General features: G+C 59.1%; 17 protein-coding genes and 3 pseudogenes. 14 read left to right on the forward strand and 6 right to left on the reverse strand.

All coding sequences use genetic code 11. The features are described from left to right. Window positions 1–15: 15 nt before the first annotated feature. Window positions 16–425: pseudogene (locus ACYZT5_RS08115) on the forward strand (low affinity iron permease family protein). A 227-nt stretch (window positions 426–652) separates the two neighbouring features. Here the strand turns inward: ACYZT5_RS08115 and ACYZT5_RS08120 are convergent. After that, entirely contained in the window at window positions 653–1,774 is a 1,122-nt protein-coding gene (locus ACYZT5_RS08120) for a carboxylate-amine ligase (RefSeq protein ID WP_462050614.1), read from the reverse strand. A gap of 262 nt (window positions 1,775–2,036) precedes the next feature. Between ACYZT5_RS08120 and ACYZT5_RS08125 the strand changes: the two genes are divergently transcribed. The 3 genes from ACYZT5_RS08125 to ACYZT5_RS08135 are packed head-to-tail and all read left to right on the forward strand — an operon-like array spanning window position 2,037 to window position 2,942. Beyond that, window positions 2,037–2,294, forward strand: a complete 258-nt coding sequence (locus ACYZT5_RS08125) for a DUF6555 family protein (RefSeq protein WP_462050615.1) — start codon at window positions 2,037–2,039, stop codon at window positions 2,292–2,294. Beyond that, complete coding sequence (locus tag ACYZT5_RS08130; RefSeq protein ID WP_462050616.1) at window positions 2,291–2,518, forward strand: hypothetical protein; 228 nt, start codon at window positions 2,291–2,293, stop codon at window positions 2,516–2,518. Before ACYZT5_RS08125 ends, ACYZT5_RS08130 begins: the two co-directional genes overlap by 4 nt. Window positions 2,519–2,549: 31 nt before the next feature. Continuing rightward, a complete protein-coding gene (locus ACYZT5_RS08135) occupies window positions 2,550–2,942 on the forward strand; it encodes a GFA family protein (protein ID WP_462050617.1) in 393 nt (130 codons plus the stop codon). Window positions 2,943–3,019: 77 nt separating this feature from the next. Here the strand turns inward: ACYZT5_RS08135 and ACYZT5_RS08140 are convergent. Continuing rightward, window positions 3,020–3,280: pseudogene (locus tag ACYZT5_RS08140) on the reverse strand (ZIP family metal transporter); the annotation flags it as partial. Window positions 3,281–3,407: 127 nt separating this feature from the next. Here ACYZT5_RS08140 and ACYZT5_RS08145 point away from each other — a divergent pair. Beyond that, complete coding sequence (locus tag ACYZT5_RS08145; protein WP_462050618.1) at window positions 3,408–3,635, forward strand: AbrB/MazE/SpoVT family DNA-binding domain-containing protein; 228 nt, start codon at window positions 3,408–3,410, stop codon at window positions 3,633–3,635. A 102-nt stretch (window positions 3,636–3,737) separates the two neighbouring features. On the opposite strand, the gene ACYZT5_RS08150 is transcribed toward ACYZT5_RS08145, so the two are convergent. Further along, complete coding sequence (locus ACYZT5_RS08150; RefSeq protein ID WP_462050619.1) at window positions 3,738–4,352, reverse strand: FMN-dependent NADH-azoreductase; 615 nt, start codon at window positions 4,350–4,352, stop codon at window positions 3,738–3,740. Between the two features lie 139 nt (window positions 4,353–4,491). Between ACYZT5_RS08150 and ACYZT5_RS08155 the strand changes: the two genes are divergently transcribed. The 3 genes from ACYZT5_RS08155 to ACYZT5_RS08165 all read left to right on the forward strand — a co-directional run bounded on the left by ACYZT5_RS08155 (window position 4,492) and on the right by ACYZT5_RS08165 (window position 6,572). Continuing rightward, the gene (locus ACYZT5_RS08155) at window positions 4,492–5,391 is read left to right on the forward strand and encodes a LysR family transcriptional regulator (protein ID WP_462050620.1); all 900 of its coding nucleotides are present in this window, start codon (window positions 4,492–4,494) and stop codon (window positions 5,389–5,391) included. Between the two features lie 259 nt (window positions 5,392–5,650). Beyond that, the gene (locus tag ACYZT5_RS08160; RefSeq protein WP_462050621.1) at window positions 5,651–6,178 is read left to right on the forward strand and encodes a dimethylsulfonioproprionate lyase family protein; all 528 of its coding nucleotides are present in this window, start codon (window positions 5,651–5,653) and stop codon (window positions 6,176–6,178) included. After that, window positions 6,165–6,572: a hypothetical protein gene (locus ACYZT5_RS08165; protein ID WP_462050622.1), complete on the forward strand. Its 408-nt coding sequence runs from the start codon at window positions 6,165–6,167 to the stop codon at window positions 6,570–6,572. The genes ACYZT5_RS08160 and ACYZT5_RS08165 overlap by 14 nt, the downstream gene beginning before the upstream one ends. Before the next feature lie 209 nt (window positions 6,573–6,781). Here the strand turns inward: ACYZT5_RS08165 and ACYZT5_RS08170 are convergent. Further along, window positions 6,782–6,919: pseudogene (locus ACYZT5_RS08170) on the reverse strand (transcriptional regulator); the annotation flags it as partial. A gap of 195 nt (window positions 6,920–7,114) precedes the next feature. Here ACYZT5_RS08170 and ACYZT5_RS08175 point away from each other — a divergent pair. After that, the gene (locus ACYZT5_RS08175; protein ID WP_462050624.1) at window positions 7,115–12,721 is read left to right on the forward strand and encodes a putative Ig domain-containing protein; all 5,607 of its coding nucleotides are present in this window, start codon (window positions 7,115–7,117) and stop codon (window positions 12,719–12,721) included. 97 nt (window positions 12,722–12,818) lie between these two features. Here the strand turns inward: ACYZT5_RS08175 and ACYZT5_RS08180 are convergent, their stop codons facing one another. Together ACYZT5_RS08180 and ACYZT5_RS08185 are read right to left on the reverse strand one after the other, a co-directional pair. Beyond that, the gene (locus ACYZT5_RS08180) at window positions 12,819–14,189 is read right to left on the reverse strand and encodes an HlyD family type I secretion periplasmic adaptor subunit (protein WP_462050625.1); all 1,371 of its coding nucleotides are present in this window, start codon (window positions 14,187–14,189) and stop codon (window positions 12,819–12,821) included. Then, window positions 14,182–15,903 (reverse strand): type I secretion system permease/ATPase, encoded by a 1,722-nt coding sequence (locus ACYZT5_RS08185; protein ID WP_462050626.1) that lies wholly within the window; start codon window positions 15,901–15,903, stop codon window positions 14,182–14,184. The genes ACYZT5_RS08180 and ACYZT5_RS08185 overlap by 8 nt, the downstream gene beginning before the upstream one ends. A gap of 435 nt (window positions 15,904–16,338) precedes the next feature. Here ACYZT5_RS08185 and gfa point away from each other — a divergent pair, with 435 nt between their 5' ends. The 5 genes from gfa (at window position 16,339) to ACYZT5_RS08210 (ending at window position 25,748) form a co-directional block, all read left to right on the forward strand. After that, window positions 16,339–16,917 (forward strand): S-(hydroxymethyl)glutathione synthase, encoded by a 579-nt coding sequence (gfa, locus tag ACYZT5_RS08190; RefSeq protein WP_462050627.1) that lies wholly within the window; start codon window positions 16,339–16,341, stop codon window positions 16,915–16,917. 670 nt (window positions 16,918–17,587) lie between these two features. Next, window positions 17,588–18,826 carry a non-hydrolyzing UDP-N-acetylglucosamine 2-epimerase gene (gene wecB / locus ACYZT5_RS08195; protein WP_462052216.1) on the forward strand — a complete coding sequence of 413 codons (1,239 nt, stop codon included), beginning with the start codon at window positions 17,588–17,590 and terminating at the stop codon, window positions 18,824–18,826. A gap of 41 nt (window positions 18,827–18,867) precedes the next feature. Further along, entirely contained in the window at window positions 18,868–21,081 is a 2,214-nt protein-coding gene (locus ACYZT5_RS08200; RefSeq protein WP_462050628.1) for a hypothetical protein, read from the forward strand. 12 nt (window positions 21,082–21,093) lie between these two features. Then, a complete protein-coding gene (locus ACYZT5_RS08205) occupies window positions 21,094–23,208 on the forward strand; it encodes a glycosyl transferase family protein (RefSeq protein WP_462050629.1) in 2,115 nt (704 codons plus the stop codon). Further along, window positions 23,205–25,748, forward strand: a complete 2,544-nt coding sequence (locus tag ACYZT5_RS08210; protein ID WP_462050630.1) for an NfrA family protein — start codon at window positions 23,205–23,207, stop codon at window positions 25,746–25,748. Before ACYZT5_RS08205 ends, ACYZT5_RS08210 begins: the two co-directional genes overlap by 4 nt.

Below are 25,748 nucleotides of genomic sequence, written 5' to 3' on the forward strand. Positions count from 1 at the left end.
GCAGAGGTCGCAATCATGAAATTTGCACAATTCTGTCAGTCCCTTTCCAACAGGGCTGGCAGTTCGAAGACGTTCCTGACCGCCATCGTTTTAATCGTTGTCTGGGCACTGACGGGCCATATTTTCATTACAACGACACCTGGCAACTCATCATCAATACGTCGACGACGATCATCACATTTCTGATGGTGTTCCTGATTCAGAACACGCAGAACCGAGACAACGACATCTTGCATCTGAAAATAGATGAGCTAATTCGTGCGACCAAGGAGGCGCAAAATGCCACCCTATGCTTGGATAAAATGGGTGCAAGAGACCTGAGAAAACTGCGTGAGCAGTACAGCTCACTAGGTGAAGACGGCGAGATCAGTTTCGATACAGCCGAGGAGGATGCTTCCGCAAGCCGCATGCCCCCTTCCTCCTAGCCACCTGAACCAGGTCAAAGTGGCATCCCTAGATAATCCTCGCCTGCTGATTTAATTCAAAGTTAGAAGTCACTGCTAGCGCCCTATGCGTAGGTTTGTTCATTCTTTGAAAATGAGGAAAGGCTTCGGTTCCCTACCCACTAAAGCTTAAGACACGGTGCCAGCGTCACAGAAGGCGCCTTGCCATTGATCTCATACTGCGACTGACAATATTTACGTTCGCGATGTCATCCCGCTGTTTCCATCAGCAACTGATCGACGACCTGAGTGAGGGCATCATGGACACTCCGTCCACTGCCTACGGCTTCTTCGTAGACATGACGTTGCCGCTCTGCACTTATGCCTTCACGGATAATTCGTCGAAGCTGAGAAAAAACGTTCTCTACACCAAGGGCTCGAGCTGTTTCTCCCAAGATCTGCTCTGCCATGAAAAGCCATTGGTCAATCGTAAATGGCCGGTCGTACCCCTCAACGATGAACGCTGTGTGGACTCCAGATCTTTTAGCTCTCCATCGATTCTCCATCAGTATCCATCTGGATTTTTGAGAGTAGGCCGATCCTGGACGAGGTCGATCGATAGCGTAGGCAATCATCAATCGGAAAAAAGAGGCAATACACAAAGCGTCATCCAAGCGCGGACATGCGTCCGTCATTCGCAATTCCAGCGTCGGATACCTGGCAGAAGGCCGCACTCCCCACCAGCAATCGCTAGGCGTTTTCATCGAGCCGGTTGAAATCAAAAATGCGATGTAGGCGTCATAGGCGAGATGATCCTCAAAAAACTCTGGAACGCCCATCCGAGGCCATTCATCACAGGCTGCCTGGCGATAGCTCGCAAATCCGCTGTCACTACCATCCCAAAATGGGGAGGAGCTACTTATGGCGAGTAGGAAAGGTATCCACGGAAGTACCTCGTTCATCACCTGAATTCTATCCAAGTGATTCGGAATCTCCACATGCACATGCAGACCCGATAGCAGACTGCGCCGAGCTACGCGTTGGTAATCTTTGAACAGTTGCTGAAAATGATTCTGGTCTGTGGCGTGTTGCATACGCCAGTCCGTTAAGGGATGACTGCCGGCACAAAGCAAACCTAATCCAAAAGGTTGGAGAGCGTGCTGCAATGTGCTCCGTGCGTTAGCTAAATAATCCGCTGCTTGCGGAAGACTCGTGAAAATAGGCGAAGCTACTTCGATCTGTGCTTGGAACATTTCGTACGCGAAGCTTGAGCCCAATCCTGCTTTGCACTTGTCACTCACCGCGCAGGATAGATTCCCAGGCATCTGTCGGGTGACAAGGTCGGTTACGAAATACTCTTCTTCTATACCGAACTTCAGTTGGCCGTTCATTGCTCCTCCCTACCCCCTAAACGAGGTTCAGGTCTGCCGACAGAGCCGACGTTTCACTCATCGTCTTCTGAATGGAGTTGAAGAGTTGGTGACAGGTTCATGAGGGCCGACAGGGGGGTATTTTTCCTCGATTGGACAAAAGGTGCCCATCTCCTTTTAATCCAAAAATTGAAAACAATCATAAACCTGCAATTGTCCGACAAACGTTTTGAATTTTTTTTGGCACGCTCACTCCTTTGTCTATGAGCACAAGGAGGGTCTCATGAACCGTACTGATCTTTTCGTCATTGAATACAAGCTCCATGGGGAGCCGAAGTCCTTCATCATCCGGACAAAGACGATGCGCAATGAGGATGCATGGCATTGGACAAGTTCTGATGCTGGATTGGCCCCTATTCCAAAACCTGGGAGACCGCCACTTATAGTCGTTTCCAAACCTCAAGCGCAAAAGTACGGGGTCACCGACGTGAAATGGCGGGAGTCTACAACGCTGGATTGGACGGAGATTTCTACGTCATGAGCGCAAACACTTTGCCCGGCGATTTGAAAGATTCCATAGCTCGTGCCACCGAGCTTTTTTTTGAGACGGATCGACTGGAATCCCTTGCTTACAGCACTCTGGATACGGAGTCGAAAACCGAAGCTGTATGGAAAAAATTTACGGCAGCCAAGACTCTTGCGGATGTCAAACGAACGGAGGCTTACCAGGATTGGATGCGCCTTAGAAGGCAGAAAAAACACTAGGGCCGCGGCTCTGGAATACGAGGATTATTCGATGCTGAAGAAAATTGGAAATACGCCTATTCGAACGCATCACCGGGCGAGCTGCCATTGTGGCGCCGTTATCCTGGAGATCCATTTACCGGATGGTATTCCCACACCACATCGGTGTGATTGCTCTTTCTGCAAACGCAAAGGCGCCATCGTCGCGGCGGTACCCGCGTCTGATCTTAAAGTGATTCGAGGCGATGCCGCGTTGCTGAAATATCAGTTCGGAAAACAGATGGCTGAGCATTTTTTTTGCGGCAACTGCGGTATCTACACACACCACCGGCGCAGCACCAATCCTGATGAATATGGTTTCAACGTAGGCTGCCTGGAAGGGGTTAACCCCTACGACCTTACTCATGTACCGATAGCTGATGGTGGGACTTGGAGCACTCCTTGAACGAAGCGGGTCCAGCGCTATTCTGATGACGCTAGCTGCCTGGATTTGTGACTTGGATGAAGACCGCCCAGATGCCAAGTAATGCCGAGGCCGACCACTGCGCCTAAAGGCTCCATCAGTCCTGATCCGACAGCGATCAACGCCGCTCGGCGTGTAGAGATACCGGTCACCCGCAAAGCCAATGCAACAGCGAGCCCCTCGGGTATGTCCTGAAGGGCAATCGCAGTCGTGAGCGGCAAACCAACTTTCATATCTCCATTGGCAAAGCTGACGCCAATGGCCATTCCCTCGGGCAGGTTATGCAGCGTAATGGCCAAGACGAAAAGCCAGACACGATTGACTATTGAGTGCCTGGGAGCGTGAACAGCTCGAACGTTTGCTCGCTGCGCTCTGAGCCTAAAACGCAAAAGCACGTTACCATTGCCGACTCAGAAGCAATGGAGACCACACGTGAGAAAGCCACCTATGAGAATCATGATTGAAGAATGGGATGGTGACGGTGCGATTCGAATTCCCGATGAAGCGTTGCAGGAACTGGAGCTTGATGTTGGCGACTCACTCTATTTGATAGAGGAATTTGTCGGCAACACGCGCTGCCTTGTCCTATCAAAAAAGCCTCAAATCGCGGATCGAATAGACGAGCTCACTGAAGCATGGAATAGCAAACAGCATGGCAGCCCCGAGGAGAAATGAGGCAGCCGCAATGCGCTTTTTTAAAGCAGTCACGGCAGGCGCAGGCACAACCGCAGAGTGACGCGCCCAAGGTACATCACGTGATGACGCGACTAATGCTGTCTAAGCTAGAGATTTCTGAATTTGATCATCAAAGGTATCTAGAAATTCGTGCATGCTGATTTCTCCGAGATCTACAGCTTTAGCGCCGCCGGCCGCAATAAAGGTGACGTCGGTGATACCCAGGACGTTCAGGATCAGTTTCAAATATTGGGTCGCAATGTCACGGTCTCTAATCGGCGAGCCGCTGGTGTATACCCCTCCCGAGGCGAGCAGCACGGTTGCCTTTTTACCGGTCACCAGCCCTTTACCATCAAAGCCCAAGGTCAAGCCTTTACGTACCACGTGATCCACCCAAGCCTTGAGCGCCGCAGGGACGTTATAGTTGTAGACAGGCGTTGAAATAACCAGATGATCGGTTTCCAGCAACTCGGCCACAAGCTCATCGGACAGCTGCAACACGGCTTTCATTTCAGGCGAATGTTGGGTGTCTGGAGTGAAGTAAGCCTGTAACCAGGGGCCTGTCACGAACGCAAGAGGAGTGTGCGTAAGATCCCGTATTTTGATGGCGCCCCTAGGGTGTGCAGCTTCCCACGCTGCCTCAAATCTGCGAGTGAGCTGCCGGGAGATTGAAGCGTCCCCACGTGGGCTGGATTCAATGGTAAGAAGTCTGGACATGGAAGTAGCTCCTGCGCGGTCACGCCGCGGTGTGTTTTGCGTTGTCGCTTTAGGCGATGTGCGACACACTCTACCCAACGCGACCTCTATGCAGGAGTGATGTAAATATGATCGAGTCCATCTGTATAAGTGATGGGTCGTGATCGGAAATCTCAGTTTGGATCAGTTGCGGATTCTTGTGACCATTGCTGATACAGGCAGTTTCTCGGCAACGGGACGTCACCTGCGGCGTGCCCAATCCGCGATTAGCCAGTCGATCGCCACACTTGAGTCAGTTCAAGGCGTGACTCTGTTTGATCGGAGCGGCCATCGTCCAACTCTGACCGAGGTAGGTAGGGTGCTAGTGGTTCAAGCACGCGCGGTGCTAGCAAGCGCTGCCCAGTTTGAAGCAATGGCAGCAAGCACGGTAGCAGGGGTCGAGCCGGAACTGGCACTCGCTATAGACCCTTTAGTCCCCAGTGCGCCGCTCATCGAGAGCCTCAGCGCTGTACGTGAAGCTTTTCCACATCTGGCGGTGAGTTTCTCTACGGAAGGCTTAGGCGGCGCAGAGCGCCGATTGCGCAACGGCGATGCAGCATTGGCGCTTTGTACTTTGATTCCGACAGTGCCCGACGATGTCACCGCACTGCCGCTGCTCAGCGTCAGGCTCAGGCCAGTAGTAGCCAGCGGGCATCCCCTGGCCACGTTAGGCCGCCGGGCCACGGTTGCTGACCTCAAGCCTTATGTGCAACTGGTACTTTCCGATCCGGTTTCTCCCGGCGGCCCAAGTTATGGAGTGACGGGCAGTCACCAGTGGCGGTTTGTAGATCTGGCACGGCGGCTGGATTTTTTGCTCGCAGGGTTCGGTTGGTGTCGAATGCCAGAGCATCTTATTGCGGATCATCTGGCTTCAGGACGCCTCTTGCCGCTTGAGTTAACCGCCGAACTTCAGAGCACACCAGATTCACTTACGATCTACGCAGCTCACATGCAAAATCGCTCTTTAGGGAAAGCAGGCCGATGGCTGCTGAATGATCTGACTCGTCGTCTTTGTATGTGATGAAAAGAAGACTTAGCGAATCGGTTAGCCTGTTCTCCAAAGGGATGATGCGGTTAATCGAACAGGTAGTGCGGGGCTGCCCGGGCCGTCATCGTCTACACGATATAATATCTACCCGCTTACGCTGCATCTTCGCTCCTTGCGAGACGAAAATGACATCGCATTCAGCGCACCTCAACTCCTGATACAGGGAGTGGTGATGCGGGAGGCACTTGTGCGAATCCTGGCCCGGCATTCTCAAGTGAGTGGTGTTGATGGCGTGAATACAGAAATCTGTGTTCGCTCCTTGAGCAATGCGCGCCTGGACATCGGCTTGCCTCCGTTCTCGGGCACTTCCCTGCCCGCTTACCTAGAGCCCACGGTAGCGCGGACATTGGCTGATGCTCCCCGAACGGAACGGGACTTCAAGATTCTGCTATCGGCTCTTGAGGCCCTGCTGTCCAGTAGTCGCTGGATAAGGCGATCCGCTTCAGAAGGGGACGATGCTGCTTTCGAAGAAAAGCACCGACATGCGCTGATTCTCGGCAAGGGCGCACTGCTGGAATGTTCGACTATGACAGTGGGGTTGGCGGTAATGGAGCCCGAACTTTGCTATCCGTACCACAAGCATCCACCAGCAGAGTTTTATGTCGTTTTATCGGAAGGTTACTGGTACCGGGAAGATGTTGGCTGGTGGAATCCCGGGCCAGGCGGCGTGGTATTCAACCCACCTTCGGCTGTCCAGTCCATGAGGTCTACCGACAAGCCGCTGCTGGCACTGTGGGGACTTTCTCATGCAGTGGATTGATGCACCGACAATCGGGAGACTGCTCGGTGCCGGTGACATGGCGGGCCCACTGATCGAGGCATTCACAGCGTCGATACCGTCGTTACGCCAGGTTTTTATCTGGAACCGCACGCGACCTCGCGCAGAGAAGCTGGCTGCCGACCTTCAAATCCCCGACGTTGAACTCACTGTTGTCGATGATCTGGATGCAGCATTACCCGCGGCTGAAGTTATCTGCGCCGCAACCATGAGCGACCAGCCTTTGATCCGTGGCGCCCAGGTTGCGCCTGGTACACATGTCAATCTGGTAGGTAGTTGGCTGCCGCACATGCGTGAGGCCGATAATGATGTTCTGATTCGCGGCCAACTCTATGTGGACTTTCGCCCGACTGCCCTGGCAAGTGGCGAACTCTAACTTCCGTTAGCGTCAGGCGTTATCTCGGTCGACGATATATTTGGCGATCTCTTTGATCTGTGCGGTGGTGCTCCGCCTCGCTTCACGACAGATCAAATCACTGTATTCAAGAATGCAGGGGGAGCCCACCTTGACCTGTTTACGGCTCAACTACTGGCGCGACGATTAGGTATCGAGTAAGCGGCGCTACAGGTCGAAAACGAGTCCACCTAGCCCTTGCTCGCGCCTCGAAGAAAAGACATTTCCATCAGTGCCGCCATTCCCGACCGAGCCACACAGCCGCGACGCTCAGCATCCACCAGCCCGAAAAGTATGGAAGCGAAGATCTCCGACAGCACAGGGGCATCGCTCGCTAACTGAGCGAGCGTCAACAGAACGTTATTTTTTCGAAACGCCTCACAACCGCTGATCAGTTAGTACGGTTATTTGACACTTCCCCGATGTGTGGTCACAACTTTTGCGCTCCGCTGGGTCATAACACGTTAGTCGTCGATGGAATATTGGCGTCTACCGAGGTTTTAGCCTGATACGGAGATAAGCTCATGATTTTCAACGTACAGAATTTTGGCGCCAAAGGAGATGGCATCGCAGACGACACGGCGGCGATACAAAGTGCGATTGATGCAGCGGCCGCCGCAGGCGGGGGGCAGGTGTATATGCCGACCGGAACTTATATCGTTTCGGGAGGCGAGGAACCCTCCGACGGCTGCCTGATGCTCAAGAGCAACGTCTACCTGTACGGCGACGGCATGGGCGCAACCACCGTCAAGGTGGCTGACGGCTCCGACACCAAGATCACGGGGGTCATCCGCTCGGCCTATGGCGAGGAAACCCACGACTTTGGCGTCAGCAACCTCACCATCGACGGTAACCGCGACCACACCACCGGCAAGATCGACGGTTGGTTCAACGGCTACATTCCCGGCGAAGAAGGCTACGACTCCAACGTCACCCTCGACAGCGTCGAGATCAAGGATTGCTCCGGGTACGGTTTCGACCCCCATGAGCAGACCGTCAACATGGTCATCAAGAACAGCGTGTCCCACGGCAATGGCCTGGACGGCTTCGTTGCTGACTTCCTCAGCGACAGCACCTTCGAAAACAACGTCGCCTACGACAATGACCGGCACGGTTTCAACGTCGTCACCAGCACCCACGACTTCACCCTCACCAACAACGTTGCCTACAACAATGGCGGCAATGGCATCGTGGTGCAGCGCGGCAGCGAGGACATCCCCTCCCCCAGCAACATCACCATCACCGGTGGCGAGGTGTACGGCAATGGCGCCGAAGGGGTGCTGATCAAACTGTCCAGCGACGTGACCGTCGAAGGCGTCAATATCCACGACAACACCAGCGCCGGGATCCGCATCTACGGCAGCAACCACGTCGAGATCATCGACAACACGCTCAACAACAATTCCTTGGGCAACCCCGTACCGGAAATCATCATCCAGTCCTACGACGACACCCAGGGAGTGTCCGGCAAGTACTTCAACGGCAGCGACAACACGATCCAGGGCAACATCATCAGCGGCAGCAACCTGTCGACCTACGGTGTTGCAGAGCGCAATGAAGACGGCACTGATCGCAACGCCATTATTGGCAACACCATCAGTCACACCAGCAACGGTGCCACGCTGGTCTATGGTGACGGCAGCTACGTCAGCGCCACGGTGCCGATGACCACCGTGCAAGGTACGGCTGGCAACGACACCCTGCTGGGCAGCGCCGCCAGCGAAATTTTCTATGGCGCAGGCGGCAACGACACCATCAATGGCGGGGCCGGTGGCGACATTCTGGTGGGTGGTGCAGGCATCGACAAACTCACCGGCGGTACCGGCGCCGATACGTTCCGTTTCGCCGCTCAGTCCGACAGTTACCGCAATGCAACCGCAAGCTTCGATGACACCATCACCGACTTCGACGTCACCCAGGACAAGATCGACCTCGCCGGTCTCGGTTTCACCGGCCTAGGCAATGGCCGTGGCGGCACCCTGCAGGTCAGCTACAGCGCCAGCAACGACCGCACCTACATCAAGGACTACGATGCCGACGCCAGCGGCAATCGCTTCGAGTTGATTCTCTCGGGCAACTTCGCCAGCACCCTGACCGCCAGCAATTTCATCTTCAATCGTGTGGTCACCGGCACCAGCGGCAGCGACTCGCTGCTGGGTAGCGATTCGGCCGACACCCTGCTCGGCCTGGCGGGTAACGACAGCCTCAGTGGTGGCGCGGGCGACGACAAGCTCGACGGCGGTGCAGGTATGGACACCCTCACCGGCGGTGCCGGGGCGGACACCTTCGTGTTCTCCAACCGCCTGGACAGTTATCGCAACTACAACACCGGCGGCGCCAACCTTGGCGACGTGATCACCGATTTCGATATCACCGCCGACAAGATCGACCTCTCGGCCATGGGTTTCACCGGCCTGGGGGATGGCAAGAACAACACCGTGTATCTGGTGCTCAACAGTGCCGGCACCAAGACTTACATCAAGTCCCTGACCGCCGACGCCAATGGCAACCGGTTCGAGGTGGCGCTGGACGGCAATTACCTCGACAAGCTGACCAGCGCCCATTTCGTCTTTGCCACTTCGCCAACGGTCAACCATGCGCCGGTGGTGGCAACGGCGTTGCTGGATCAGAACGCCACCGAAAATACCCCGTTCAGCTACGTGGTGCCGGCCACCAGTTTTACCGATCCGGATAACGACAGCCTCAGTTACACCGCCAAACTGGCCAATGGCAGCGCCCTGCCCAGTTGGCTGACCTTCGACGCCGCCACCCGTACCTTCAGCGGCACGCCAAGCGACACGGCATCGGGCACTTACTCCATACAGGTCACCGCGTCCGATGGCAGCAATGCAACCGTCAGCGACAGCTTTACCCTGGCCGTACAGGACGTACCCGCCGCACCCACTGTGATCAATGGCACGCCGAACAACGACACGCTGACCGGCACCGCTGCCAACGAACAACTGTTCGGTGGCGCCGGTAACGACACCCTTAATGGCGGCGCCGGCAACGACATCCTGGTCGGTGGCACCGGCGTGGACAAACTCACCGGCGGCGCGGGTGCCGATGTGTTCCGCTACACCTCAAAACTCGATAGTTACCGCACCAGCACCACCAGCGCCAGTGACCAGATCCTCGATTTCGACGTGGCCGCCGACAAAATCGATGTCTCCGCGCTCGGTTACACCGGCCTGGGCAATGGCCTGAACGGCACGCTGCAAGTGACCTATAGCGCTTCGAGCAACCGCACCTACCTCAAGGACCTCACCGTCGACGCCAACGGCAACCGCTTCGAAGTGTCGCTGGCGGGCAACCTGGTGAGCAGCCTGACGGCCAGTCATTTTGTCTTCGCCGACCAGAACACCCCCAGCAATGTAGCGCCGGTGGTGGCCATCCCCCTTCTCGACCAGAGTGCCAGCGAAAGTACGCCGTTCAGCTACACCGTGACCCATGACAGCTTCACCGACGCCGACCAGGATGTGTTGACCTACACCGCGACCATGGCCGATGGCAGCGCCCTGCCCGCGTGGCTGAGTTTCAACGCCACCAGCCTGACGTTCACCGGCACGCCGACCAGCACCGCGTCCGGCAATTACAACGTACTGGTCAAGGCCACCGATCCTTCAGGTGCGTCGGTCAGCGACAGCTTCGCCCTGGCGGTGGCCGATGCGCCTGCCAACACCATCACCGGCACCAACAACGCCGAAAGCCTCAACGGCACGGCGGGCGCAGACCTGATCCTCGGCCTCGGTGGCAACGACACAATCAAGGCCGGCACCGGCGCGGACACCGTCGACGGCGGCGCCGGACGCGATTCGCTGTACGGCGGCGACGGTGCCGACGCCTTCCGCTACACCAACGTACTCGACAGCTACCGCGACTACGACACGGGCGGTGTCACGGCCACCGACACGATTTATGACTTCACCGTGGGCGTCGACAAGATCGATGTTTCGGGCCTTGGCTTTCTCGGCCTCGGCGATGGCAGCAATGGCACGCTGTACATGACCCTCAACGCGGCCGGCGACAAGACCTACATCAAATCCGCCGAAGCGGATGCCGATGGCAATCGCTTCGAAATCGCCCTCAACGGCAACTACCTCAACACCCTGACCGCCAGCGACTTCGTGTTCGGCGAGCGTGCCCAGCAGGACATCCTCTACGTGCCCACCCTCGGTCAATCCAATGCGCGACTGCTACGCATGACGGAGGACGACAATCAGTCCGGCACCTCGATGCTGGTCAACGACCTGGACCGCTACACCACCTATGACGTGCGCAGCCAGTTCACCGATGCCGATGGCAACGGCATTGACATTGCGGTGGGCGGCAGCACGGTCACCGGCCTGTCGACTCTCAGCGCCGAGGAACTCAAGTTGTGCTGGTGGCTGACCGACACCAACCAACCCGGGCCTGCGCTGTTGCGCGCCGTGACGCTGCTGCGGGACCAGCTCACCGAACTGCAATCCATCAATAACGTCACCATGGGCATCATTTGGGGCCAGGGCGAGGAAGCCGCCCAGGAGATCGCCCGCGCCACGGACAAACCAGCGGCAGCCGCGGCCTACAAGGCTGCGACCCTGAAGGTGTTTGATTACCTGCATGCTCAGTTCGGCAACTTCAGCGTGTACATGATGGAAACCGGTCACTACGAGCAGGACGCGGCGCGTACCCGTGGTTATTCGCAAGACAAGATTGCCTCCATCGTCGAGGGGGTTGGCTATGTCCGCGCCGCCCAGGAAGCCATCGCCGCCGAGCGCGCCGACGTCAAGCTGGCGGTGGACTACACCGACCTCCCCTTGCGCCACGAAGTCGATCCGCAGGCGTATCCCGACGACGTCTGGCACCTGCACGAGGAGTCGGCGGAGATCGTCGGCCAGCGCCTGGCCGACTACATTGCCAATGACCTTGGCTTCCAGGGCAACCCCAACGACAACAACAGCGTGCAGGACATTTTCGACAACGCTCAGAACATGATTTCCGGTACCGGCCAGGCAGATACCCTGGTGGGCACTTCGGGCAACGACACACTGGATGGCGGCCTGGGCGCCGACAGCATGACCGGGGGCAATGGCAACGACATCTATGTGGTCGATAACGCGTTCGACAGCGTGGTAGAAACCAACACCTCGACCTCGCAGATCGATACGGTGCTGGCCTCGGTCAGCTGGACCCTGGGCGCCAATCTCGAGAACCTGGTGCTCACCGGCGTGTCGGCCATCAACGGCACCGGCAATGAGCGGCACAACTTCATCACCGGCAATGCCGCCAATAACGTGCTCGATGGTGCCGCAGGGGACGACAGCATGAGCGGCGGCGATGGCAACGACACCTACTATGTCGACAACGCCGACGACACCGTGATCGAGACCAACAGCAATGCGGCGCCTGGAGGGATCGACAGCGTGCACAGCAGACTGGCGGCCTATACCCTCGGCAACAACGTCGAGCGTCTTTATATTGATAGCACTGGCGCCGCCAATGGCACGGGCAACGCGCTGGACAATACGCTGTTCGCCGGAGCCGGCAACAACGTGCTGGACGGGCGCGATGGCAATGACACGGTGTCTTTTGAACGCGCCCTGTCCGGCGTTACCGTAAACCTCTCGACGTCCGCACAACAAAACACCGTGGGTTCCGGGCTCGACACCTTGAAATTCTTCGAAAACCTGACGGGAAGCGCCTACGCCGACAGTCTGTCGGGCAACAGCGCCGCGAACGTCCTGAACGGAGGTGCCGGTAACGACACGCTGGTGGGTGGTTCGGGCGATGACCGGCTGATCGGCGGTGCAGGCACCGACAACCTCACCGGTGGCACTGGCGCGGATACCTACGCGTTTGGTGCGCTGTCGGACATGGGCGTCGGGGCTTTGCGCGATGTGATCAGCGGTTTCAAGACCACCGAGGGCGATCATCTGGATTTCACCGGTCTGGACGCCAACCCGCTGACCGCCACCGTCGACGCCTTCACGTTTATCGGCAGCAACGCCTTCGACCCCACCAACGCCACCGGCCAACTGCGCTTTGCCGATGGCATCCTCTACGGCAGTGTCAACGCCGACGCCACCCCTGAGTTCGAATTCGAAGTGGTGGGCGTCAAGGAGCTGCACGCCAGCGACTTTACAGCCTGACCTGATGTGGGAGCGAACCTGCTCGCGATGACGGCAGTCCATTCAGCATGGAAGCTGATTGACCGACCGCTATCGCGAGCAAGCTCGCTCCCACATGTCATTCCTCTTTGAAGGCCGCAAGCAAGCGTTCACGCAAAGGTTTCATCAGGTAATTCATCAAGGTGCGTTCCCCCGTCACCACCGTGACATCGGCGAGCATGCCGGGGCGCACCAGCAGGCCGGCGGCCTGCAGCGAGGCGACGGTGTCGGCCGGAATTTCGACCTTGGCGGAAAAGTACGGCTGGTGCGTCTGTTCATTGATCAATTGGTCCGCCGACACCGTAGTCACCGTGCCGGTGACCGTCGGCGTATCCACCCGTTGCAGCGCTGTGAAATGCACGTGCACCGGCAGCCCCGGGCGCAACTTATTGGCCATCAGCGGCTCGAAACGCGCGGTGATCGCCATCGGCGCATCCAGCGGCACCACCTGCATCAGGGTTTGGCCGGCCTGCGCAACACCCCCGACCGTATGAATGCTCACGTCCATGACCTGCCCGGACGCCGGCGCACGGATCGCACCGTTGTCGACTTCAAACTGCAAGGCATGAATCTGATCGGCATAACCTGCCGCCTCGGCAGAGACCTCGCTGAGCTGGGTTTCGGCATCGCGGCGAAATTCCTGCTGCGCCTGCAAGGCCTTGAGGTGGCTTTCGTTGATCGCCTGGCGGGTCCTGCCGACATCGCCCACCCCCGAGGCAATCTGCCCGGCCAATTGGGCTGCGTTGCGCTCGGCCTCGAAGAGTTTGTTGCGCGGAATGTAGCCTTCAAGGGCCAAATTACGCAGGCCTTCCAGCTCCTGCTGCTGGAAGCGCATCTGCGTATCGTAGTTACGCTTGACGCCTTCGTAGCCGAGCAATTGCTGCTGCAAGGCCGCGGCTTCGTGTTCGATGATCTGCAAGCGGCTGCCCAGTTCTGCGCGGCGGGTCAGAAACAACTGGCTCTGCAAGGCCATGGCGGCCTTGACCCGCGGCTCGTCGGCGCGTTCCAGCAGTTCAGCGGGCCATTGGATCTCGGCTGAGCCCAGGCGCTCGGCAATCAACCGCGCCTCGACGCTGCGATCGTTGAGCAACTTGCCCAGGGTCACGTCCAGTTGCGACTGCGCCTGCACCGTATTGAGCTGCACCAGCAACTGTCCCTGGGTGACGCGGTCGCCATCGCTGACCAGCAGCTTTTCCACCACCCCACCGACCAACGACTGCACAGCCTTGCGTTCGCCCGCCACCACCACGGTGCCGCTGCCCACGACACCCTGGTCGAGCGGCGCCAGGCAGGCCCAGAGCAGGAAGCCGCCCAGCGTCAGGACCAGGAAACCCACACCGTAGCGTGCCGCCCCCCTGGCGTCGGTACTGGCGCGGGACTGCGGTGTGGTGTCGCGCACACTCAGCCCCTGCTCGTTGTACGTTTGTGCCTCCGGGGTCAGATCACGCATCTCTGCCAGCCTCCCTGACCGCGGCCGGTCTTGGCCCCGGCCTCAATGCCTTGAGCACCCGATCCCGTGGGCCGAATGCTTGTTGAGTGCCGTCCTTGAGCACCAGGATATGATCGACCACCGCCAGCACATTAGGCCGGTGGGTAATCAGCACCACGGTGCTGCCAGCAGCCTTGAGCGCACTGATGGCCTGCACCAGCGCCATCTCTCCGGCTTCATCAAGGTTGGAGTTGGGCTCATCAAGCACGATCAGCGACGGGCGCCCATAGAGCGCGCGAGCCAGGCCGAGGCGTTGCTTTTGTCCACCGGACAATCCAAGCCCGCCGGGGCCCAGCGGCGTGTCGTAACCTTTGGGGAATTTCAGGATCATCTCGTGAATGCCGGCGTGACGCCCTGCGGCGATGATCTTGTCGGCGTCCTGCTCGCCGAAGCGGGCAATGTTGTCGGCCACACTGCCGTCGAACAGCTCGATGTCCTGCGGCAGGTATCCAAGGTGCGGGCCCAGGGCGTCGTGGGACCATTGACTGATCTCGGCGTCGTCCAGGCGCACCGACCCGCCCATGGCCGGCCATACCCCGACCAGCGCCCTGGCCAGCGTTGATTTACCACTGGCGCTGGGGCCAACGACGGCGAGCACATCACCTTTGACCAGGCTGAAATTGATGCCCCGCAGGATCGGTTGCGAGGCGCCGGGCGGGCCGACATACAATTGCTCCAGGCGCACCGCACCGGTGGGCGGTGGCAAAGGCATGCGCAGGCGCTCGCGCGGATGCAGGGCAAGCAGTTGGCTGAGGCGCTGGTAGCTCTGGCGGCCGGAGTTGAATTGCTTCCACGAGCCAATGGCAATTTCCACGGGCGCCAGGGCACGCCCCAGCAGCAGCGACATCGCAATCATCATGCCCGCCGACAATTGGCCTTCAAGCACCAGCAACGCCCCCAGGCCCAAGGCCAGCGACTGTCCGGAGATGCGCACGAAACGGGTCGTCGAAGTGATACGCGCGCTGCGATCGCTGGCATGGGACTGGGCGGCAATGATGCGTTGCTGCAGCAAGCTCCAGCGCTGGCGCAACGGCCCAAGCATGCCCAAGGCCTGGATGACTTCGGCATTCTGTAACGTGCTGTTTACATAGATCGACGACTGCACGCCCAGGCGATTGGCTTCGCCCAGGCGCGTGCGAGTCGCTAACTCGCCCCACAGCGCCAGGCCGATCAGTACCAGCGCCAGAACCAGCGTCAGCACGCCGAACCAGGGATGAAAGATGAACGCCACCAGCACGAAAATGGGCAACCACGGTGCATCCAGCAAGGCGATCAGGCCCTGGCCGGTGATCAACTGCCGCAGCGTCGCCAGATCGGTGAGTACCTGCGCCGGGTTGGCGTTGTGCTCGCGCAGGCTGCGGGCGAAGGCGGCGTCGAAAATCCGCTCGCCCAAGGCCTCGTCCAGCCCCGCGCTCATGCGAATCATCACTTCGCCGCGTGCCCACTCGATCAGTGCGCTGAACATGAACAGTCCCAGGGCAATCAAGGTGAGCATGAACAAGGTGGTTTCGTTGCGGCTGGTGAGGACCCGGTCGTACACCTGCATCATGTAGAGCGACGGCACCAGCACCAGCAGGTTGATCACGCCACTGAACAGCGCCAGCGACCAGAACACCCGGCGATAGCTTAATAAAGCGGCATCAATGTCATGACGCGGATCGAGAAGCAAACCCATAGAGTGTCGCCCGCAAAAGGAATGGTCGGTCCAAGACGCAATCCATCGCGAGTTTTTTTGCCCTAAGGCATTGGAGAAAACACTAAACGTAGCCTGACGTGCCGCTATCAGAGACGATCCTCGTCGCTACAGGCGCCAGTTACTGACAACGCAAGCACGGGTTAGTGCCGGTTCGACGGGCTGGGTTTTCATGTGGGTGACGGGCGGGAATGTTGCACAGCGCCTGGAGGCTTCAAGGGCCGCACCCAGTTGCCGAAGATGGTCTAGGATGCGATGAATGGCGAGCTTGAATTGGCGCCCTTCGTTACTCACACCTGCCACTGGAGCAAATCAACGAAGCGTTCGACCTGATGCATGAAGGCAATCGATCTGCACCGTCGCCTGGTGCACGGCCCCAGGCACTTTCGTCTGACACCCTGAAACGGAGAAGCCAACGTGAGCAACTTGAAACTCCACCCTGCACTGGACAATGGTATCCAACCCGCCGCCGCGAATTTCACCGGTGGCACCCTGCAATGCCTGTGTGCGACCGACAAGGTCGAGGTCAAGATCGACGCACAAACCCTGCATAACCACGCGTGCGGCTGCAGCAAATGCTGGAAACCGCAAAACGCGACATTTGCCGTCATTGCCGTAGTACCTCGGGATAAGGTCAGCGTCACTGCTCACGGCGAAAAACTGGCAATTGTCGACGAAACCGCCACCATCCAGCGCCACGCCTGCAAGCAGTGCCACGTCCATCTCTTCGGGCGCATCGAGAACAAGGACCATGCGTTTTATGGCCTGGACTTCGTCCACACCGAGCTCTCTCCCCAGAGCGGATGGGCTGCGCCGAGCTTCGCCGCGTTCGTATCCTCCATCATCGAAACCGGTACACCGCCAGCGCAAATGAAGGCGATCCGTGAGCGCCTGCGCTCAATCGGCCTGGAGCCCTATGACTGCTTGTCCCCGGACTTGATGGACGCACTGGCGACTCATGTCGCCAAACAGAAAGGCCTGCTCCCCGCCGCCTGATTGATTGGCCGCCGCGGTTTCTTCGCCGGACCGCGGCCCCGGTTCACTACCAACCTGTAAAACGTCGCTGTTATGGGTACTCGGAGACTCCATTCTCCGAGTCACTCCCTAACCAATATAGGCTGAGGGATTATCAATAATTAAAGGTAGAGGGAAAGTTCATTTATTTACCCCACAAAGAAACACCTATTGCATCATGACAATATACAGGCGTCATTTCAGTGACTATCATTGCCGTCACTCTGGAAGGCCAGTCTGCCAACACACAAATCGCGACCATTATAACTAATTAATAATTCATTCGAGCTGACGAATGGATTTAATCTTATCTTTATCATTAAAAAACAACAGCTTACGTATTGAGCAACAATCAAAATAAACCTTCTAAAAATCACAAAAACCTAAACAAGACCGACCATAAATATAAAAGTTTCAAACTTTAATTATTAAAGCAAACAACACATATAACACTTTAAAACATTCACCTTCGATGCTAATAATCCGGCCGGTTCCGGGCTTAAGGCGTCGCACCACCTCACATGAAGTGAATAGCTGATATCACGCTGATGGCCCCGGTCTTTACTAAATTCAAATAACGCTGCTGCGCTCAAGTTCAATAAAACTTGGGCCGCTGTTGTGCTGCGCACTAAAACTGCGCAAGGAAGACATCATCGCTCGCCATCATTCAAGGATTAAAATCCTTTCGATCTTCGGTACTCGTCCAGAAGCCATCAAGATGGCGCCTTTGGTCAAAGCCCTCGCTGCGGAACCTGGCATTCATTCGCAGATATGCATCACCGGCCAACATCAAAGCATGCTTAAACAGGTGCTGGATCTGTTCGACCTCAAGGCCGATTACACCCTCGATGTGATGACGCCGCACCAATCGCTCAACTCGCTGACCGCGGCGCTTTACGGGGCGATTGACCCTGTGCTGGAAATGACCCGCCCGGACCGGGTGCTGGTACATGGCGACACCACTTCGGCCATGGTTGCCTCAATGGCTGCGTTCCATCGACGTATTCCGGTCGGTCATGTCGAAGCCGGGCTGCGAACCGGTGATATCTACAGCCCGTGGCCGGAAGAAATGAACCGCCGCTGCATCGACCTCGGTGCGGACATGTTGTTTGCGCCGACCCACGAGTCGCGCCAGAACCTGCTCGACGAACGTCTTCAAGGTCGCACCTACGTGACCGGCAATACGGTGATTGACGCGTTGCAGATGACGGCGCGGCGAATTGAGCAGGACGCTGACCTGCGTGCAAGCCTGGACCAACAGTTCTCGTTCCTGCAAACCGGCCGCAAGGTTCTGCTGGTGACCGGGCATCGCCGGGAAAACTTCGGCGAAGGCTTCCTGGATATCTGCAAGGCCTTGAGCCATCTGGCGCGGCGCGCTGATATCCAGATCGTCTATCCGGTGCATTTGAACCCCAACGTCCTGGGCCCGGTCACCGAACAGTTGGGCGATCTGCCCAACGTGCATCTGATCAAGCCGCTGGACTACCTGGCCTTCGTGCGCCTGATGCAACGGGCGCACGTGATTCTCACCGACTCCGGTGGCGTGCAGGAAGAAGCGCCGTCGCTGGGCAAACCGGTACTGGTCATGCGCGATGTGACTGAACGCCCCGAAGCTGTCGCGGCGGGCACTGTGCGTCTGGTTGGCACCTCGCCGGACTCGATCATCGCTGGCGTCAACGCACTGTTCGATGACGACCTGCTGTGGCGCCGATGCTCCCAGGCAGCCAACCCTTATGGTGATGGCAAGGCCAGTGCGCGCATCGTCGATGCCCTGATGGGGCGCCCGGTCGATGATTTCGTCGTGGCTGGGGTGCGATTGCCCAAGTTCCTGCACTACCCGTCAGCGGTGCCTGTGCCCGAGAAAAATTACCCGGCTTTTACCTATCAATAAACCAAACCGCTCCTCCCCTTATCAGCTCGAGATCTACCTGAATGAAGTCTTCCGTTGCCATCCATACGGGTGCGCTCAGCGCCCTTGCCTGTGGCGTGAGCCTGCTCGCACTCATGCCGACCTTTGCCTTGGCCGCGGACAGTCCGCTCACCCAGGCGATCAACCGGCTCAACGCCGACACCCGACAGGAGCGTGAGATCCGCTTGAGCGATCTGGGGATCGACGCACCGATCATCCTCGGCTCCACCGATGCCCGCCGCGAACTGTATCTGCCGGTGCCGGCGGGTGTGCCGTTGACGGATGCCACCCTGAATTTCGACGCCAGTTACCTCAATGGCGAAGGCGGACGCAACACGCTGCTGCTGTCGCTGGACGGCTATCCGGTACGCGCCGAAGGGCTCAGCGAAGTCCAAGGTGATGCCAGCGCCATACTGGGCGTGGACAAGAAAGCGCGTGACAGCGGCTCGCTGCGCCTGGGCATTGCCTGGTCGTCAGTCGTGTCCCGTGTGTTGTGCGAAGACGAACGCGCCATCGGCAATGTATTGCGTATCGAACCGGGTACCCGCCTCAATTACAGCTACGACGCCAGCCAGTTACAGGACGTCGGTGCTGCCTGGACGGCATTGCCTGGCAAGCCTGGGATCATGGTCGCGCCTGGCACCTTATCCGCTGAAAGCTACGACGCGGCGTGGCGCCTGGGTGTGGCACTGGAGCGGATTGGCAAGCACAGCCGCGTTCTGCCCTTCCCCGCCGAACAAGACACTGTCGACCTGACTGGCCTGCGCATCCCGGCCGAACTGCAGACTATTCCAGCGCTCGCCAGCCTTAACGGCAAAGGCTCGCACGTTCTGGCGAACCCGGCGCAAATCGGTGCGTTGTTGATGTTGGGGCAGACGCTGAACGTCCAGGCGGATCTGGCCATCAACGACCCGCAACTGCTCAAAGCCGTGAATGAATCGCTGGACGCGCTGCAGAGCCAGATTCAAGGCCTCGACGCCACAGCCGCCAACGCCTTCGCGCAATGGCGTGAGCGGCATATCAATGCAGGTCTGGCCGCCACCGGTACCGACAACGTACGCCTGGCATTGTTGGGCACACGTCCGGTGCTGATGATCGCGCCGCATGCAACGGGCAAGGCGCTGGCCTTGTTCAGTACCGCCTGGAACACATTGGCACGCAGCCGCCAATTGACGGTCAGCGAAGCACAGATGCCCTTGAGCGCCGACGGCCGTGTGGCCTTGTCGCGCCTGGGTGGCAACCCCGGCGCCATCGACGTGCTGGCCAAATCCGACTGGAGCACCTCGTTCCCTCTGGGCAGCGTGGCCTACGACGGTCGCCTGCCGGTGAAGGCGGTGATCGATGTGTCTGCCGCCCCCGGTGCCTCGGACACCGCGCCGGTGGCCTCGCTGTTTCTCAACGATTACCTGATTGGCGCGCAACAGCTCGTGGCCAACGGTGAACAGCAACGCATCGAAGCCCGTATCCCGCGTTACGCCCTGGGGTCGAAGAACGTTTTGCGCGTGTCGTTCCAGCGTCAACCGGTCAGTGATCGTTGCCTGGAAACGCCACAGGCCTTCCCGGTCTCGGTGCTGCCGACCAGCCACATCGTGCTGGAAAAAACCGCGCTGGATGATGACTTCTCGGGCATGGCTGCACGCTTTGCCATGGACACGCAAATCCTCATACCACAGGCCTACCTCGAGCATCCGGCGAGCAGCTTGCCGCAGGTGATTTCGGTGGCTGACGCCGCTGGTGTTTCACCGTTGCGGGCGCAACTGAACGTCAGCGCCGACCCAAAGGTTTCGGTCGCGCCGGACAATGCCTTCCTGGCCTTCGAGCTGCCGATCAAGGACAGCAAGGAATCGGTGCAGGTCGATGATCAAGGTCGCCTGCGAATCAATCACAAGGATCAGATGTTGTTGGACATCCATCCCCTCAACCACCTGGCCTCGTTGCAAGTGGTGGATGCCGGCGACCAGCACGGTCTGGTCTATCGCGCCCTGGGCAATGACGCACCACGTTTCGCCAAACAGATTCTGCTGACCCGCGGCGACGTGGCCATCCTCGGCGACAACGGTGCATTGACCACCTTCGACACCCAGGACCCAAGCGGCAGCCAATTGATCGACAACGAAGAACCCAAGGGCCTGGACGCCTGGCGCAAGCCGTCGCTGTTGTGGCTGATTCCGGGTGGCATCCTGTTGGTCCTCATCCTGTTGCTGGCTGGCCGTAGCGCCCGTCGCAATCGCCAGTAACGGAAACTTTCGATGACGTCGCTTTATTGGCCCTATTGGCTGGCCCACTACTACAGCTTCCTGGAGATCTCGACCATCGTGGTCGCGGTGCTGATCCTGATCTCCAGTCTGGACGACCTGTTCATTGACCTGTGGTACTGGTCTCGCCGCCTGTTTCGCAAGTTCACCGTGGACCGCAAATACCGGCCGCTGACCGTCGAGCAACTGATGGCCCGGGATGAACAGCCGTTGGCGATCATGGTCCCGGCCTGGCTGGAATATGACGTCATCGCGCCGATGATCGAGAACATGGTGTCGACCCTGGATTACCAGAACTATGTGGTCTTCGTCGGCACCTACATCAATGACCAACGCACCATCGATGAAGTGGAGCGCATGCGTCGGCGCTACAAGCAGCTGCATCGCGTGGAAGTCCCGCATGCCGGGCCGACCTGCAAGGCCGACTGCCTGAACTGGGTGATCCAGGCGATCTTCCTGCACGAGAAAACCCACGGCATGACCTTCGCTGGCGTCGTATTGCACGACAGCGAAGACGTATTGCACCCGATGGAGTTGCGCCTGTTCAACTACTTGCTGCCGCGCAAGGACATGATCCAGTTGCCCGTGGTGTCGCTGGAACGCAACTGGTACGAATGGGTGGCCGGCACCTACATGGACGAGTTCGCCGAATGGCATGGCAAGGATTTGGTGGTGCGTGAAAGCATGACCGACACGGTGCCGTCTGCCGGGGTCGGCACCTGTTTCTCCCACCGTGCCCTGCGCGTACTGGCCGGGGAAACCCAGAACCAGCCGTTCAACACTGACAGCCTCACCGAGGACTACGACGTCGGCGCGCGCCTGGCCAAGGTCGGCATGAACGCCATCTTCGTGCGCTTCCCGGTGCAGTTTCGTGTGTTGCGTAAATCATGGTTTCGCAAGCCTTACGAATCGACTCTGAAGATGCCGTTGTGTGTGCGGGAATTTTTTCCCGATACCTTCCGTACCGCGTTCCGCCAGAAAGCGCGCTGGACGCTGGGTATCGGCCTGCAAGGCTGGGAACAAATGGGCTGGAACGGCTCGCTGGCTAACCGGTATCTGCTGTTTCGGGACCGCAAGGGCGTGGTGACGGCGTTCGTCAGCATCATCGCCTACGTGATTCTGGTGCAACTGCTGGGCCTGATCATCCTGCGCCAGAGTGGCCTGTGGGACGTGAGTTTCCCGACCCCATTTGAAACCAATGGCTTTATTCAATACCTGCTACTGGCCAACGGTATCGCGCTGGCCTGGCGTATCGCGCACCGCTGCTACTTCACCACCGTGCTGTACGGCTGGCAGCATGGTTTGCTGTCCATCCCGCGCATGGTGGTGGGCAACTTCGTCAACTTCATGGCCGCATCACGCGCCTGGCGCATGTTCCTGGTCGGCAAGGCGCTGAACCGCAAACTGGTGTGGGACAAGACCATGCACGACTTCCCGTCCACCGACCTGGTGGCTGCCGCACCGCGCAAGCTGGGCAGCGTGTTGCTGTCCTGGCAGGCGATCAACGAAACCGACCTGCAAAGTGCCCTCACCGAACAGAAAACCCGGCACATGCCGTTGGGGCGGATTCTGCTCAGCAACGGCTGGCTGGACGACGAGACGCTGGCGGAAGCCATCGCCTTCCAGAACGATCTGCCGCGGGTGTTCGATGTGGCCGCCAAGGCCCGGGACTCGATCCTGACGCTGGACGTTGAGTTCGCCCTGCGCTGGCGCGTGGTGCCGCTTGGCTTGAATGCCGACGGCCGCGCGCAAGTCGCCGTCGCCAGCCCTTTGCCGGCCGAAGGTCTGCAACAGGTCAGCGATGAACTGGGCAGCGAACCGGTGCAGCTGATTGCCCGGGAAAGCGAAATCGTTGCGCAATTGCGTCAACTGAACGTGCGCGAAGGCCAATCCGTGCCGGATGCCCGTGCGCCACTGCTGGGCGACCTGTTGATCGAAATGGGGCTGCTGGATCGCGACGTGTTCAGCCGCTCCATGTTGCAGTACCGCCCGCAGCATCACGGACGCATTGGCGACTATCTGGTCGACAGCGGCGTGCTGCCCCGCTCCACCATCGAAAAGGCCGTGGCGCGTCAGCACAGCCACTACCCTGCGGAGCTTCCGGCATGAACCGCCCCTTCCTGACCCTCATGGCCACGGGGCTAAGCCTGTTACCCGGGCTTGCTCATGCCGAGACGCTGCCGCTGCCGTTGACCGGCCCGGCCTATGAAACAGCCAACGAGGCGTACAGCGCGTACGAGCGCAAAGACTACGACCTGGCCATCGCCAAGGCCCGCGAAGCGTTGCGTCAGCGGGCTGATATCACCCGCTTGAACACCCTGATTGTGCTGGCTCATCGCGACAAGGAACGGCGTGATCATCCCAAACGCTACCCCCAGTCGCGTCAGGCCCCAGGCTTCGGCGCCGCGGCCCAGGCCTTCAAGGCCTATGACCGCGATGACTTCGGCACTGCTGCCCAGGCGGCACGTAAAGCCATCGCTCAGGCACCCAAACGCATGGATTATCGATTGCTGCTGATCGAGTCCTTGCAGCGCCAACAGCATCTGCAAGATGCGGATCAAGCCACCACCCAGGCACTTGCCGTGTTCCCGGACGACGATACGTTGTTGATGCGTCGCGAAGCGATTCGTCGTCAACTGGCGGCGCCGCTGGCGGTTCAGGGCTATCGCGCCCTGGAGCAAGGCGATGCGACCCTTGCCGTCGACCAGGCTCGAAAAGCCGTCGTCCTGGCCCCGGAAATCGGCGCCAATCAGCAATTGCTGATCAGTGCCCTGCTCGCTACCAGGGATTACCCTGGGGCCGAGCAGGCGGCGTCAGGCGCGTTGGCTCAGGACGATGGAGAAATCGCCCCCTGGATTCTGCGCAGCTACGCCCGTGATCGTCAGGGAAAAACTCAGGCTGCCCAGGCTGACCTGAATCACGCCCTGGCCATCGATGGCGTGCTGGAAGCGGAAATACGTGACATTCGTTTCTTCGCCGCGGACGCCGCACTGGCCCATGGCGAGCCTCAGCAGGCGCTCGATCATTTGCAGCCACTGGCCGACGACGAAGGTGGCGAAGTGGCCCGCCGACGTACGGCCGCCAGAATGGCGCTGCGGCAGAAAAACAACGGTTTGAACGCTGTTGCCCACTTTCCGGCACCTGCCTTGAACTGTCAGGAAAGCGCCTTCGGCCTGGTCTGTGATATCTGGCCGGGCAACCAGCGCGATGCGGGCACCAACATGGCTACCCAGGCCTACGCGGCTTTGGCCCGCAAAGACCCCGCGACAGCGGTTACCCTGGCGAACGATGCCATCGGCCGCGCGCCGCAAAATCCGGCGTACCGGCGTCTGTTGGTCAGTGCCCTGAGCGAGCAGAAGCGCGTGCCCGAAGCCATCGCGGCGGCCAGTGACGGTCTCAAGCTCAATGGCGATGACGCGCGGCTGCTGGCCCAGCGCGGTCGTTTGCGCCAGCAATCGGGTGACGATGCCGGGGCGCGCAAGGACTTCACCCAAGCCCTGGCCCTCGGCAGCCTGCCTGCTTACGAAGAAGCCAGTCTGTATGCCGCCCTCGGCCAGCGCCGCACCGCCCGCGAACGACTGCAACAAGCGCGGGACACGGGCGAGCTGGAATCGATGAGTGACCTGCAGCGCGCTTACTTGTCGGTTCAGGCCGGCGATGATGACGGCGCCCTCGGCTCGTTCAGCAAGGCCGATTCCGGCACCCGGCTCACGCCGACGGCCACTCAGGATGCGGCCTACACCGCGATGCGCGCCAATGATGACGAGCAAGCCGTAGGCTACTTCGAGCGCGTCATCGACGCGCAGCATGCCGGTGAGCTGGACATGTCCCCGCAGCAGTTGTTCGACACCCGTCGCGCGGTGGCCGATGTGTCGCGCACCTGGGGATTGACCAGCACCACCAGCTATCGCGGCAACAGTTCGAGCAGTGGTTTGAGCTCAGCGCCGAGTAGCGGCAGCAACAGCAATGACAGCCTGCAAAACAGCACCGAGCTTTCCTGGCGTCCCTTGGGCTATCGCAACGCACGTTTTGTCGAACTCTACGGACGCATCACCGACACGCTGTGGAGCAAGAACGGCGATTCGGATACCGGTTTCGATGCGCTGCAAGGCGCCGTGGGTGTCCGGGTCAAACCCTTCACATCGCTGAACGTGATGGCCGCCGTCGAGCGCACATTCCCCTTGGGATCATCGGATGTTGACGGTGACTGGCTGCTGCGTTTGGGTTACGGCTCAAGCGTCGGCACCGACCTGCGCGTCGATGCCTCCAGCTGGTGGACTTCGCAGTTGTTCGCGGAAGCGGGTCATTACGTCAACGACTCGCGCAACTACTTCAACAGCGAATGGCAGGTCGGCCGCAGCTATGCGATCGGTGGCGCTGGCTCGCGCTGGGTGAGCTTCCCGCATGTCGTGGCCGCGTTCGACTACGACTCGAAGATGAACAGCGGGACCGATGCCGACGGCAGTTCGGACTCTTCATCCGGCAAGGCCGGCGGGGTGGGTCTCGGTAACAACGTCCGGTACTGGTTCCGCGAAGACGCGTACAACGCGCCCCGCTCCTACGTCGATTTTTCCCTGCAGTACCGCGTAAAGGTGCTGGGCGATGACCGCGCCGAAGGTGTGTTCGCTCGCCTGACTTATTCCTACTGA

The sequence above is a fragment of the Pseudomonas sp. LB3P14 genome, assembly GCF_054898045.1.

What these genes read in the sequence shown, in the direction of transcription:
- ACYZT5_RS08120 (WP_462050614.1), bottom strand. Translation starts at nt 1,774, where the DNA reads ATGAACGGCCAACTGAAGTTCGGTATAGAAGAAGAGTATTTCGTAACC.
- ACYZT5_RS08125 (WP_462050615.1), top strand. Translation starts at nt 2,037, where the DNA reads ATGAACCGTACTGATCTTTTCGTCATTGAATACAAGCTCCATGGGGAG.
- ACYZT5_RS08130 (WP_462050616.1), top strand. Translation starts at nt 2,291, where the DNA reads ATGAGCGCAAACACTTTGCCCGGCGATTTGAAAGATTCCATAGCTCGT.
- ACYZT5_RS08135 (WP_462050617.1), top strand. Translation starts at nt 2,550, where the DNA reads ATGCTGAAGAAAATTGGAAATACGCCTATTCGAACGCATCACCGGGCG.
- ACYZT5_RS08145 (WP_462050618.1), top strand. Translation starts at nt 3,408, where the DNA reads ATGAGAATCATGATTGAAGAATGGGATGGTGACGGTGCGATTCGAATT.
- ACYZT5_RS08150 (WP_462050619.1), bottom strand. Translation starts at nt 4,352, where the DNA reads ATGTCCAGACTTCTTACCATTGAATCCAGCCCACGTGGGGACGCTTCA.
- ACYZT5_RS08165 (WP_462050622.1), top strand. Translation starts at nt 6,165, where the DNA reads ATGCAGTGGATTGATGCACCGACAATCGGGAGACTGCTCGGTGCCGGT.
- ACYZT5_RS08175 (WP_462050624.1), top strand. Translation starts at nt 7,115, where the DNA reads ATGATTTTCAACGTACAGAATTTTGGCGCCAAAGGAGATGGCATCGCA.
- ACYZT5_RS08180 (WP_462050625.1), bottom strand. Translation starts at nt 14,189, where the DNA reads ATGCGTGATCTGACCCCGGAGGCACAAACGTACAACGAGCAGGGGCTG.
- ACYZT5_RS08185 (WP_462050626.1), bottom strand. Translation starts at nt 15,903, where the DNA reads ATGGGTTTGCTTCTCGATCCGCGTCATGACATTGATGCCGCTTTATTA.
- ACYZT5_RS08200 (WP_462050628.1), top strand. Translation starts at nt 18,868, where the DNA reads ATGAAGTCTTCCGTTGCCATCCATACGGGTGCGCTCAGCGCCCTTGCC.
- ACYZT5_RS08205 (WP_462050629.1), top strand. Translation starts at nt 21,094, where the DNA reads ATGACGTCGCTTTATTGGCCCTATTGGCTGGCCCACTACTACAGCTTC.
- ACYZT5_RS08210 (WP_462050630.1), top strand. Translation starts at nt 23,205, where the DNA reads ATGAACCGCCCCTTCCTGACCCTCATGGCCACGGGGCTAAGCCTGTTA.